This is a genomic window from Xanthomonas arboricola pv. populi, from assembly GCF_002939945.1.
In the GTDB taxonomy this organism is placed as follows: domain Bacteria; phylum Pseudomonadota; class Gammaproteobacteria; order Xanthomonadales; family Xanthomonadaceae; genus Xanthomonas; species Xanthomonas arboricola_A.
Map to the genome: position 1 here is coordinate 1 of NZ_MDEB01000001.1, position 13,397 is coordinate 13,397.

Consider the following 13,397-nt stretch of genomic DNA (forward strand, 5'->3'; position numbering starts at 1 on the left):
CCGAGCTTGGTGAAGAATTCGAACGCGGCATCGGCCTTGGCTTCGGCGCGGTTCAACGCGGTGTTGCCCACGTCCCACGGATACGCGCGCGTGCCCGGGCCGAACGGATCGGCGCCGTTGCCGCAGAAGCTGTGCCAGTAGGCCACGGCAAAGCGCAGGTGCTCGGCCATGGTCTTGTCGCCGATCTGCTTGTTGGCGTCGTAGACCTTGAACGCCAGCGGGTTGTCAGAGTCGCGGCCTTCGAAGCCGATCTTGCCGATGCCGGGGAAATATTCTTTGGCGCCGATGTAGATGGTGTTGCTCATGGGGTGGAATATCCTTGCTGCTGGGGGAGTTGTAGAAAGCGGGTCGATCAGCCGGCGTAGAGCGGGCTGACCACCTGCAGGTGCTTGAGGAAGGTGTGGTAGTGCTGCTGATACTGGGCCACGCGTTGCGGATCCGGGCGCGCCGACAGGCTGTCGTCGACCTGCAGATGCTCCAGCACCACATCCGCCAAGGCGTCCGCACCGCCGTCGTCGCGATCGCAGGCCCACAGGGCCTGCAGCGCAGCGCCGAAGGCAGCGCCTTCTGGCTGGGTCGGCACCACGACCTGCAGATTGAAGATATCGGCCACCATCTGTCGCCATTGCGCGCTCTTGCTGCCGCCGCCGGTGAGCAGGATGGTGTCGAACTGCAGACCCGCCGCGACGAAGGCATCGAAGCCGTTGCGCAGGCTGTAAGTCGCCCCTTCCATCGCGGCGCGATAGAAATGCGCCGCGGTGGTGTTGTGCAGGTCCATGCCGAACAGGCAGCCGCGGGCAGCCGGCAAGTCCGGGGTACGCTCGCCGTTGAAGAATGGCAGCAGTACCAAACCATCGGCGCCGGGCGTGGTGCTGGCGATCAAGGCGTCGGTCTGCTCGCGGGTGATCGAGAACATGCGCATCACCGCCTCGGTGGCGACGGTGCAGTTCATGGTGCAGATCAGCGGCAGCCAGCCGCCGCTGGACGAGCAGAACGCGGCCCAGCGTGCGTCGTCGTCCACCACCGGGTGATCGGCGTAGGCGAACAAGGTGCCCGAGGTACCCAGGCTCATGGTCAGGCGACCGGGCACCACGTTGCCCGTACCGATGGCAGCCATCATGTTGTCGCCGCCGCCGGTGGTGACACGCACGCCGGCCGGCAGATTCAAGGCATCGGCGGCTGCGTCGGACAAGGCATAGACCGCGCCAGTCTCCACCAGCGGCGGCAATGCCTCGCGCAGGTCGCGCTGTGCGTCCACCGCGCCGAGCATGCGCTCGGACCACTGCCGCGTGCGCACGTCCAGCCAGCCGGTGCCGGAGGCATCGCCGACTTCGGCAAAGCGCTCGCCGGTGAGCCAGAAGTTCACGTAGTCGTGCGGCAGCATCACCGTGGTCATCGCCGCATACGCCTCGGGACGATGCTTGCGCGTCCACGGCAATTTGGAGGCGGTGTAGCCGGCCATGATCGGGTTGCCGGCAGTGGCCACGCTGCCTGCCGCGCCACCCACCGCATCCATGATTTCGTCGCATTCCAGCGCGGTGCTGGTGTCGCACCACAGCTTGACCGGTGCGGTGACGCTGCCATCGGCGGCCACCGGCACAAAGCCGTGCTGCTGGCCGGACACCGAGATGCCGCGCACCTGCGCACGCTGCGTGCCATCGAGCTGCGCGAAGCAATGCACGATGCCGTCGATCCACCACTGCGCCTGTTGCTCGCGGGTGCCGTCGTCGCGGCTGATCAGCTCCATCGGCGCGGCGACCGTGGCGACCACGGCGCGCTCCTGCGGATCGTAGGCCACCAGCTTGACGCTCTGCGTGCCCACATCCAGTCCTACGTACAAGCTCATTGCATCACCAATCGGTTGTTGTTGAGGCCCACCTGCCGGGTGCGGCCGGCGCCCAGTTGCAGGTCCAGGGTCTGCCCTGCGTAAGACAGTTGATAGCGCCCGCCACGATCGCTATGCACGCGTGCCTGTTGCAGGCGACCGCCATCCCATTGCAGGTCCACGCTGGCACCGCCGCGCACGCGCAAGCCGCGCACACTGCCGCGCGGCCAGGCCTTGGGCAGGGCGGGCAGCAGGAACACGCTGCCGCCCCAGCTTTGCAGCAGCATTTCGGTGATGCCGGCGGTGCCGCCGAAGTTCCCGTCGATCTGGAACGGCGGATGCGCGTCGAACAGGTTCGGGTAGGTGCGTTCGGGCGAGATCAGCAGTTGCAGGATGCGGTAGGCATGCTCGCCATCGGCCAGCCGCGCCCACAGGTTCAGGCGCCAGCCGATGCCCCATCCGGTGGTGTTGTCGCCACGCGTTTCCAGCGTGCGCTTTGCGGCGGCGGCAAGCTCGGGCGTATCGCGCAGATTGATCTGGCTGGACGGATGCAAGGCGTACAGATGCGAGACGTGGCGGTGATGGATCTCCGGGGCCTGCATGTCCCAGTCCTGTTGCCACTCCTGCAATTGCCCCGCCTTGCCGATGCGGTTGGGCGGCAATTGCTCGCGCAGCGTGCTCAATTGTTGCGCGAAGGCGTCATCGACCTTGAGCAGCTTGCTCATCGCGATGCATTGGGCGAACAGATCGCGCAGCAGCTGCGCATCCATGGTGGGGCCGGCACACAGCGCGGCGTTGAATGGATGCTGGTTTTCCGGCGACATCGACGGGTTGGTCACCATCGCGCCGGTCTGCGGATCGCGCACCAGCGTGGCGACAAAGAACTCCGCCGCGCCCTTGAACAAGGGGTAGATCCTGCCCAGATAGGCACGGTCGCGGCCGTAATCCCAGCGGTCCCACAGCTGCTGCAGCAGCCACACGCCGCCCATCGGCCACAGGCTCCACTTGGCGCCATCGATCGGCCCGGCCTGGCGCCACAGATCGGTGTTGTTGTGCACCACCCAACCCGGTGCGTCGTACATCGCACGCGCAGTGCGCGCGCCGGTTCTGGCCAGATCGAACAGCATGGATTCCAGCGGTTCGACGCACTCGTGCAGCGCGTTGGCCTCGCTGGGCCAGTAGTTCATCTCGGTGTTGATGTTGATGGTGTACTTGCTTTCCCACGGCGGCTGCATCAGGTCGTTCCAGATGCCCTGCAGATTGGCCGGCTGGGTGCCGGGCCGCGAGCTGCAGATCAGCAGGTAACGGCCGAACTGGTGATACAACGCGGCCAGCGCCGGGTCGTTGCCCTGCGCAAAACGCTGCACGCGCTCGTCGGTGGGCAGTGCCGCTGCTTCGCTGGTGCCCAGGTCGATCGCCACGCGCCGGAACAGCCGCTGGTGATCGGCCAGATGCGCACGCAGCAATGCGGCATAGTCCAGCTTGCCCGCCTTCTGCATGCTTGCTGCGGTCAATGCGAGCGGATCGCCATCGACTGCATCAAAGCGTTGGTAGCTGGTGGCGGCGGTGAGCAGCAGCACCACTTCATCGGCGGCGTCGATGCGCAGGCGGTCGCGCAGACCGCTGAGCGTGCCGCCCTTGATCTGCGGCAGCACGCGCAAGGCGAAACGCAGCTTGCCGTCGATGCCGGCGAAGCTGCCGTTGCGACCGCTGAACAGCAGCCCGCCCTGCTCCACCGTCACCGCGCCGATCTGCGGGCTGTCGATGCCCACGCGCAGGGAAATCGCGCGTGGCCGATCGCAGGACAGGCGCACCACGATGCATTGCGACTGCGCCGACACGAACACTTCGCGCTTGTGCACAGCACCGCCGGAGTGAAACGTGGTGGTGGCCACGCCGGTATCCAGATCGAGCTGACGGCGATACTCGCTGATGCCGTCGGCGCGATCGAAATCCAGCAGCAGATCGCCCAGCGGTTGATACGGCATCTGCTTGAGCGGACGCGAGAGCAGCTTGGCGTCGGCCAGGGTTTCGGCTTCGGCATAGCGCCCGGCAAACACGAGCGCGCGCACCTGTGGCAAGGCCGCCAGCGCGTCGGGGCTGGTGGCATCGTACGGGCCGCCTGCGTACAGCGTGTCCTCGTTGAGTTGCAGGCGCTCGTGGGCAATGCCGCCCCACACCATCGCGCCCAGCCGGCCGTTGCCGACCGGCAGCGCCTGCACCCACTCGTTGGCCGGTTCGCGGTACCACAGCTGCATGGCGTCGCCCGCAGCGACGGCAGGCAGCGATTGCCCGCCGGCAGCCTTCGCCGGCGCAGCGACAGCCGGCGCAGCCGGCGCGGCCCCCAGCACCGCGAGTGCGGCGCCGGTTGCCTTGCAGACTTCCCTGCGGGTCAGCACGTGCACCGCCGTGCTGCATGACCGGACCTGCACGCCCGAGCCTTGCGGCGATCCGGCATCTGCGCACTCACTGGCTGACAACGAGTCGCGATCATCGACGACGCGCTTTGCCCGACGCAATCTTGCGCTGCAACACGCTGACCGGATGGCCGTCGTACTGGATGCTGGCATCTGTCTTGGGCTCGAGCACACCGGCATCGTCGCGCGGGCCATCGACGAAGCGCACATTGACGGTACGCCTGGCCTGCATGCCGGTCCAGCTGCCTTCGCGCTTGCCGATGCTCAGCTCGCCCTTGGCCTGATTCCAGCTCAGCGGAATGCGGCTGAACTCGCCCTTCTCGTAGCCGTAGCCCTTGCCATCGTCCTCGTACAGCGAGAACTGGCCGTCGGCGCCGGTATAGACCACCACGGTGAGCGGCGCATCCGGCTTCTGATCCACGTATTCCTGCACCGGGCCGGTCGGCACGATGGAACCGGCGCGGACGAACAACGGCATGCGCTCGATCGGCGCGGCCGCCTCGATGCTCTGGCCGCCTTCGTAGCGCTTGCCGGTGGCAAAATCCAGCCAGCTGCTGCCGGCCGGCAGATAGACCCGACGCGAGGTGGCGCCGAAGCGGGTCACCGGTGCGACCAGGAAGGCCGGCCCGAACAGGTACTGGTCGTTGATGTCGCGGACCTTGGGGTCGTTCGGGAAGTCCATCATCATGCCGCGCATGATCACGCCATCGCGCTGATAGGTATCGCCGGCCAGGCTGTAGATGTACGGCAGCAGCGCGTAACGCAGGCGGTTGTAGTACGCCATGCTGTCGTAGAACGGCGTGCCTTCCGGGGCGATGTTCCAGAGCTCGCGGTACGGGAACTGGCCGTGCGAGCGGAAGATCGGCACGAACGCGCCGAACTGGAACCAGCGCGTGTTGAGTTCGCGCCATTCCGGCAGATGCGCCGGGTCCTGGTTTTCGTAGCGCTTTTCCACCGCAAAGCCGCCGATGTCGAAGGTCCAGTTGGGCAGGCCCGACAGCGCCATGTTGACGCCAGCGGAAATCTGGTCGCGCATGTCGTCCCAGCGCGAGACGATGTCGCCGCTCCATACCGCCACCGCATTGCGCTGGGTGCCGGCATAGCCCTTGCGCGAGAGGATGAACACGCGCTTGTCGTCGGCCGCACGGTCGCCCACGTACACGCCATGCGTGTGCGGCAGCGGGTACGCGTTGAAATACTCGGTGGACGAGCCCAGCGCATTGGGCGTGGTACGCGCCTTGCGCTCGCCGATGTCCAGGTTGGAATGCACATCCGGTTCGTCGGCGTCCATCCACCAGGCATCGAAGCCTTTGCTGTTGAGCTTTTCGTTGACCTGGCGCCAGTAGATCGCCTGCGCCTTTTCCGAATACGGATCGTAGAACGAGTTCTTGTAACCCTTGCCGATCCAGTCCAGCTCACCCACTTCCACATTGCGCTTGAACATGAAACCGGCCGCGTCCAGTTCCTTGTAGTTGGCGGTGGTGGGATAGAACTTGGGCCAGATCGAAATCATGATCTGCGCATGCATGTCGTGCACGGCCTTGACCATGCCGTCCGGATCGGGAAAGTGCTGCGGGTCGAAATCGTGCGAGCCCCAGGCATTCTCGGGCCAGTACGACCAGTCGAGCACGATGTTGTCCAGCGACAGCTTGCGCTTGCGGTATTCGGCCACCGCGCCGACCAACTCGTCCTGGCTCTTGTAACGCTCGCGGCTCTGCCAGAAGCCGTAGGCCCACTTGGGCAGCATTACCGACTTGCCGGTGAGCTCGCGATAGCCGGCCACGGCCTGATCGTAGGAATCGGCGGAGACGAAGTAGTAGTCGATCATCTGGCCGGCTTCGGACCACAGCGACAGGTCCTTCGCTTCGGCGGCCGGCAGCGGGTCGCGGTGCAGCAGCGCGATGTAGCTGGGGTCGATCAGATCCCACTCGACCTTGACGGTGTGGCGCGTACCCGGCTCCAGATCCAGCTTGAACTCGTGATTCCACGGGTTCCAGTTCTGGCGCCAGCGATCGACGACCAGCTTGCCGTCCACGTACAGCTTGGCGTACTCGCTCGAATACAGCGAGAAGGTGTGCTCGCCACCGGTGAGCGCTTCGATCTGCCCCTCCCAGGTGACCTGCATGCGGCTGTTCTTGTCCTTGGTGATCGCCTTCTTCGGATACTTGGTCAGGTCGCTGAGGTACTGGTAGTTCACCTCGCTCTCGCGACGTTCGACGATCTGCTTGCCGTTGATTGCGTAACGCGCGGTCAGCGCACCGGCTTTGCCCTTGGCGTCGTACAGCTTCAGCGTCTTGGGCAGCGGCTGCAGGCCGCGCGGGTCGCCCAGGCGACTGATCGAGTTGTTGTCCCACAGCAGGCCGTAGTTGCGGCTGGATACCAGGTACGGCACCGCCATGTCGATGTTGTTCTGCTGCAGCTCGACGTTGCGGCCCTTCTGATTCATCCAGCCCTGCTGGTGCTGGCCGAAGCCATACAAGGCTTCGTCATCGGGCGACTGGAAGCGCTGACGCACGCTCAGGTACTGCTTGCCTTCCACTTTCAGCGGCGCAAAGCTGCGCCCGCCGGCCACTTCCGACAGCACCGGCTTGCCATTGGCATCGGCGAAGCTGACATGGCCATCGACGGTGGACACGGTGGCGGTGACCTTGCCGGTCTTCAGCTGCACGCTGTCGCCCTGCTCGGCCAGCTGGAAGCTGCCATCGCCCTGCACCGGTACGCGCATCAGGCTGGGGCTGCGCGCGAAGTCGCCATCCGGGTCGGCACTGACGCGGATGATGCCGGCATCGACGACCTGCAGACGCACCGGTGCGGCGCCCTTGGCGCTCGGCACCACGGTGACGCCATCAGCGGCCTTGCGCACTTCCTGCGCGTGCGCGGCATTGGCCAGCAAGGCCAGCGACAACGCCAGGCACTGGGCAAGCGGTGTACGTCGGGTGGCAGGCGCATGGCCGGCGGAACGGTTGATGGTTTGCATGTTCTCTCCCTTGGAATTACGAAACGGTGCCGCGGGGGCGGCAACGCATGGGTTCATTGCGTTCGACCTGGAAGACGGCGTGCTGCGCGGCGATCGGGCTGCGCAGCACGCGGCCGAGCAGGCTTATTTGTAGGTGACCAGCTTGATCTTCAGCAGCTGCGGCGCGCTGGAAAAGTTGACCCCGTAATCGGTCTGGTCGCCGTTCCAGTTGCGCTCGAACTTCCAGTCGCTGCCGTCGTAGACGCCTTCCTCGACGCGGTCGTAGAGCATGTTGGCGGTCGCCTCGCTGGCCGGATGCAGGGTCACGCGCACGTGATAGCCGGTGACCAGGAATTCGTCCGGGCCGAGCTCGGCGATCAAGGCCGCGCCGATCGGCTCGGGATTGCCCGGCGGCTTGCCCTGGAACCAGAACTGCGGCACGCCGTAGGTGATGGTGGCGCTCCAGCGGTCGTTGAGTTGCAGCTCCTGCACCGCCTGGCCGGGTTCTTCGGCGGTGCCGTGCAGCTTGCCTTCGGACGCGGCCTTGGCGAACGGACGCATGCCGCGCTTGACCAGATCGAAACCCAGCGCGAACGGCGCCAGGGTTTCTGCGTTGACATGCTTGGCGCCCAGCGGATAGTTGGAATAACGCGTGTAGTCCATGCCGAACGCCGACCAGCCGATGCCGTCGTGGCCCAGCGCGGGGAACAGGTAACGTGCGTATTCGGGGCGGTTGCCGGTTTCGGCGACGAACAGCGCATTGTCCGGGCGGGCATAACGTTCCAGCACCGTGGTGTAGGTGCGGTACTCGGGCATGTAGATATCCGGCGCCAGCAGGTCGATATGCGGGCCGGCGGCCTTCCACACGTCCAGCACGTTGTCGGTGGGGCCGCCGCTGGCGTACTGGCCGGGCTGGCCGGGATTGAACGGGCCACGCAGTGCGGCGTTGACGTACATCGGCAGCGGATATTCGGCCTTGCCGGCTTCGGCCACCTGGTCGATGTAGCGACCGATCGACCAGGCATGGAAGATCTCGTCCGCATCGGCACCGAACACCTGTGCCCAGCTGCCCGGCGGCTTGTTCAAGCGCTTGAGCAGTGCGTCCGGCACCGGGCCATCGAACAGCTGCTGCGCCATCGGCGAGAAGTCGCGCACGCTGCCGTAGGTGCCCGGCTCGTTCTCGGGCTGGATCATGATCACGGTGTGCTGCGGATCGACCTGCTTCAGATGCTGCATGAAGGCGACGAAGGCCTTGCGGTCGGCATCCAGGGTGGCCTGCGCATGCGGCGACAGCGAGCCGATCGCCTTGCCCTCGCGCGTCACCACGCGCGGGAAGCGCTGGTTGTCGGTCTTGACCCAGTGCGGCGCGTACGCCGGGCCGTTGTTCTTCCAGGTCGCAAACCACAGCAGCACCAGCCGCACCTTGTGCTCGCGCGCCTGCGTGAGCAGCGTATCGACGAAGGAGAAATCGAACTTGCCTTCTTCCGGCTCGACCTGCTCCCAGGCGATCGGCACCTGCACGGTGTTGGGGCCCAGCACCTGCATCGCCGGCCACACCTTGTCCATCACGCCGGGGTAGTTGCTGGAGTTGTTGACCTGCGCGCCCAGGATCAGGAACGGCGCCCCATCGACCATCAACGCGTGCTTGCCGTCCTTGCTGACGAACTGCGGCATCGGCGTCTGCGCAGCCGGCGCCGCTGCCGTGGCAGGTGCGGTCGCTGCGGTGCCTGCAGCCGGTGCGACCGCAGCAGGCTTGGCCTGGTCGGCCTGTTCGCGGGGTTGGCATGCCGCCAGGGCCAGCGTCAGCGCGGACAGCAGCAGCGGACGCAGGCAACGGCGTGCAGTGGAAGGAGCGATCACGCGTGCAACGGGGGAATGCATGGACATATGACTCCGTGTCACCAGGTATCGGTGCGGAAGGGGGAAACAGGAAGGTGTTCGCGATTGACCAGGTTGGCGTCGTCCGGGTTTTCGCTCCAGCCGTAGCGCACCGCGACCGGTGCAGCTACCGCGTCGCTGCGCACGATCACCCGATCGCCGTCGATGCGCGCGGTGGCCGTATGGAAGTGTTTGTCGGCACCGGCGACGCGGAAGCCCTGCACGTCGCCCCCGTTACGCACCTGCAAGGCACTGCCTTGCAGATCGAAGCTCAGCACCGCCTGGCCCTGGGCAAAGCGCGCCTGCGTGAACACCGGCGCGCTGTACACCAGCGTTTCGCCGTACGCCACATGACGTGCAGCAATCGCAAGTCGATGGCCGACATCGCGCTTGTTGGTGGGATGGATATCGGTGGGGTTGCCGATATCGATGATCACCGCCTGCCCGGTCGCCGGCAGCGCCAGCGTTTTGGACTGCGACTCGCGCAACAGTGCCCACGGACTCAGCTCTCCCTTGTCGCCGCCGGCCTTGAAGTTGGCCAGCTGCACCCACAGGAACGGCAGCGTTTTCGCCCCGCGTTCGGCGCGCCATTGCTGGATCATCGCGGCGAACTGTTCGCGATACTTCACCGCGCCGGTGTCGCTGGCATCGGTTTCGCCCTGGTACCAGATCACGCCCTTGACCGGGAACGGCTGCAGCGGGTGGATCATCTGGTTGTACAGCAGCGTGGGCAGCTGATTCTTGTTGTCCACCAGCGACACGCGCACGGCGGCGGGGCGGAACTTCCAGCCGCCCAACGCGCGTTTGGCGCCGGCGCTGGTCTGCACGAAGCGCTGCTCGTCCGGGCCATGCATGCCGCCACCGCCACTGAGATCCTCCACCCGCACCGCGATGTGGTTGACGCCTGCATGCAAGGCGGAGGCCGGCACGTTGTAGACGCGCGCCAGGTTCCACTGCTTGACGGTCTGGCCGACCTCGGTGCCGTTGACGTAGGTGATATCGGAATCGTCGATCTGGCCCACGCCCAACGCAATACCGGCCTTGGCTTCGGCAGCGCTCAGGATGACCGTGGTGCGATACCAGGCGATTCCGTCCATGCCGTCATAGCCGCTGGATTCCCATTGCTGGGTGGTCGGGATGCTATCCCAGTCGCTGTCGTCGAACGTCGCTTGGCGCCATTGCGGCATCTCGCCATCCACCTTGGGCCAGCGTGCGATGCGCTTGCCGGTGACGGCCCGCGCAGCGGCATCGCGCTGCCTGATCGCCTCGATCGCGCCCTGGTTCTGCTCGCCATTCAAGCCCAGCGAGGCCGCATCCATCCACGCCTCGATCGCGCTGCCGCCCCAGGTGCTGTTGACGATGCCGATCGGCACGCCGGTGCTGGCGCGCAGCTCCTTGGCGAAGAAATAACCGACTGCGGTGAACTCGCCGGCGTTGTCCGGCGTGGCGGCCTTCCAGTCGCCACCGGTCAGGCGCGCTTCCGGCTGCAACGACCACGACTTGGGCACCTTGAAGTGCCGCAACTGCGGGTCGTTGGCGGCAGCCACCGCCTGCGGGCCATCGCTGGCCTGCGCCAGCGGCCACTCCATGTTGGATTGCCCGCTGGCCAGCCACACATCGCCGACCAGCACATCGCGCACCTGCAACTCGCCGCCGTCGCCCTGCACGCTCAGCACATACGGGCCACCGGCGCTGTGCGCGGGCAGGCGAACCCTCCACTGCCCCTGCGCGTCGGTCTTGGCAGTGGCCTGCTTGCCGTCGAACCGCACCGTGATGGCAGCGCCCGGGGTTGCCCAGCCCCACACCGGCATCGCCTGGTCGCGCTGCAGCACCGCGCCATCGGCAAACAACAACGGCAGGCTCGGTTGCGCCAACGCGGCAGGGCTGGCCAGGACCATGCCCAACAGGCAGCCACGACGGATGAGGGAAGCGGTCATGCAGTGATCTCCAGGGTCGGCGCGGCCACTCGGCGCGCAGCGATGCGACGGCGCATGCCGCCGTCCACGGTAAGACAGCGCGATGATGCGCACAGGGACGCGGCGCTCATCGTGGATCGCCGTAAAAGATGCCACGCCCACCGGTGGCGAAGTACACACGCCCGGGGATGCGTGGATCGCCGGTAACGCTGTACGGCTTGCAGAACCGGTGCGCGTCGTCGTTGATGCGCAACCAGTGCGCGCCTTCGTCGTCGGAGCGGAACACGCCGTCCACGCCATCCACGCGGCCGGCCAGATACAGCGCCGGCGCTGCGCCCGCGTGCAGCGCCTTGCCGATGCCCAGCGAACGCGCCTGGTCCGGTTTGGACAAGGTCTGCAAACGCCCGCCCTGCCAGCGCATCACGCCCAGCGTGGGGCTGGCCAGATACACCACCCCCGCCCGCCATGGATCCGGGCGCAGCTGCGGACGCGCGCGCTCGTCGCGCGCCGGGCTGCCGACCTGCGCACCGGTGTCGCGAAAGCTTGCTGCGCCATCGCGGCTCTCGAACAGGCGCCCGCTGGCGGTATCCACCGCGTACCAGCGCCGTGCATCGACGCGATCGGCCACTGTCACTGCGGTCTCGGGCAGCCCCTGTACACGTTGCCAGTGCTTGCCGAAATCGGCCGTGCGCCAGTTGCCGCCTGTGTCCGGCGCCCACACCACCTGCGAGGCATCGGCGGCAATGGCGATGTTGCCGGCGCCCTGCCCGGCCGGCGGCTCGCTGGCGAACGCCGTCCACTGCGCGCCGCCATCGCGCGAATACAGCGCACGGATCGCGTTGTTGCGGCGATCGCGCACGGTGCCGCTGCGCACCACCCACTGCGCGGCCTGTCCCGCGGCGTCGATGCTCTCGCCATTGGTCAGGCGCGGGCCGGCGTACTGCAACTGCGCACGTTCCAGATCGTCATGCCGAAAACCGTCGATATCGCCGAGTGCGCTGAGCAGATGCGCGCCTTGCATCGGGCTGAGCAGATCCAGCGGCACGGTCTCTTCCAGCCCGCGATCCTGGAACCACCACTGCAAGGGCTGCTGTGCAGAGAACTGCTGCAGGTTGCGCGAGGCCCAGATGCCGTAGCCGGTGACGAACAGCGCGTGGTTGCTGTCGAACGGATCGATCGCCAGGGCGCCCATCCAGTGCGGCGTGGCCTGCGCGGTCCACGGCGCTGCGCTGTGATCGAACTGCGCGCCAGCCAGCAACGGCATCCAGCTGCGCCCGCCGTCGACGCTGCGGAACAGCTCATCGCGCGGGCTACGACGGCGGAAGGTGCTGGCCAGCAGCACCTGCGGCTGTTGCGGATCCACCGCCACCGCGCCCCAGCCGAAGCCATCGCCGCCGGCCGGCTGCGCGATCGGGCTGATCTCGCTCCAGTGCGCCTGCGCCGGGGTGTATTTCCACAGCGCGCCACCGGCCAGCAGATCCGGGCCGGGCTGGTCGCCGTAGCTGAGGTACCACTGCCCATCGCTGCCACCGGCCATATGGCTGGGACGCAGGCCCTTGGGTTGCCCGGCCACCGCCGACCAGCTGCGCCCGGCGTCGTCGGAGACATACAGACTGGTCTGCGCGGTGGACACGCCGACATAGATGCGCGGGGTCGGACGGCCGGCGCGGCCGCTGGCGGCATCGAAGACGACAAAGGCGATGCCAACCGCCTGCTCGCGTCCGACATGATTGCGCGCGGTCGCACCCGCCAATGCCTCGGCAGGAAATGCGTCCACCCGCGCCCAGTGCGCGCCGCGATCGTCGCTGCGCCACAGGCCCGCATCGCGTGAGCCGAGCAACAGCACGCGGCCATCGTGCGGGTCCACCGCCAGACGCTCGCCATTGGAACGGCCCAACTGATTGCCGCCGAGCTTGAACGGCAACGCGGCACGCTCGAAACTGCGGCCGCGATCGAACGAGCGCAGCAGCGCGGCATTGCCGGCGCGCTCGTGCATGTAGGTGCCCGCGGCCAGGTACAGCGCCTGCGGGTCGGCAGGATCGACCGCGAACGCGTCGATTCCCATCAGGTTCCAGTCGTCGGCGCCCAGCCAATCGGTCAGCGCCACCCACTGCTGCGCGCGCGCATCCCAGCGGTACGCACCACCGACATCGGTACGTGCATAGGCAAGATCGCGCTCGGCGGGATGAAACAGCACCCCGGTGACGAATCCGCCACCGCCGATGGCGACGCTGCGCCATTGGTACGGCCCCTGCACCACCGGATCGGCAGCCTGCAGCGGCAGGATCGAAAATGGCAACAACACCAGTGCCAGCCACGCACCCACCGGCCACTTCGCTGCGGTAACGCGGCGCACAGTAGGCGGATCGATCACAGCGATCATTCCTCCGGCTCCCCTTGCGATC

At 66.8% G+C, this 13,397-nt stretch carries 6 protein-coding genes and 1 pseudogene; all 7 read right to left on the reverse strand.

Annotated features, from left to right (window positions below; all coding sequences use genetic code 11):
- Nucleotides 1-305: pseudogene (locus XaplCFBP3123_RS00005) on the reverse strand (xylose isomerase); the annotation flags it as partial.
- Nucleotides 306-352: 47 nt separating this feature from the next.
- Nucleotides 353-1,846, reverse strand: coding sequence for a xylulokinase (xylB, locus tag XaplCFBP3123_RS00010; RefSeq protein WP_104532272.1), 1,494 nt, complete (start codon nt 1,844-1,846; stop codon nt 353-355).
- On the reverse strand, nt 1,843-4,224 hold the full coding sequence (locus XaplCFBP3123_RS00015; protein ID WP_172453097.1) for a glycoside hydrolase family 95 protein: 2,382 nt from the start codon (nt 4,222-4,224) through the stop codon (nt 1,843-1,845). The genes xylB and XaplCFBP3123_RS00015 overlap by 4 nt, the downstream gene beginning before the upstream one ends.
- Before the next feature lie 91 nt (nt 4,225-4,315).
- On the reverse strand, nt 4,316-7,219 hold the full coding sequence (locus XaplCFBP3123_RS00020) for a TIM-barrel domain-containing protein (RefSeq protein WP_104532274.1): 2,904 nt from the start codon (nt 7,217-7,219) through the stop codon (nt 4,316-4,318).
- Nucleotides 7,220-7,342: 123 nt separating this feature from the next.
- Nucleotides 7,343-9,013, reverse strand: coding sequence for a GH35 family beta-galactosidase GalD (gene galD, locus XaplCFBP3123_RS00025; protein WP_104533206.1), 1,671 nt, complete (start codon nt 9,011-9,013; stop codon nt 7,343-7,345).
- Between the two features lie 83 nt (nt 9,014-9,096).
- Entirely contained in the window at nt 9,097-11,013 is a 1,917-nt protein-coding gene (locus tag XaplCFBP3123_RS00030) for a sialate O-acetylesterase (RefSeq protein ID WP_104532275.1), read from the reverse strand.
- A gap of 106 nt (nt 11,014-11,119) precedes the next feature.
- Nucleotides 11,120-13,375: a cellulase gene (locus XaplCFBP3123_RS00035; protein ID WP_104532276.1), complete on the reverse strand. Its 2,256-nt coding sequence runs from the start codon at nt 13,373-13,375 to the stop codon at nt 11,120-11,122.
- Between the last annotated feature and the right edge of the window lie 22 nt (nt 13,376-13,397).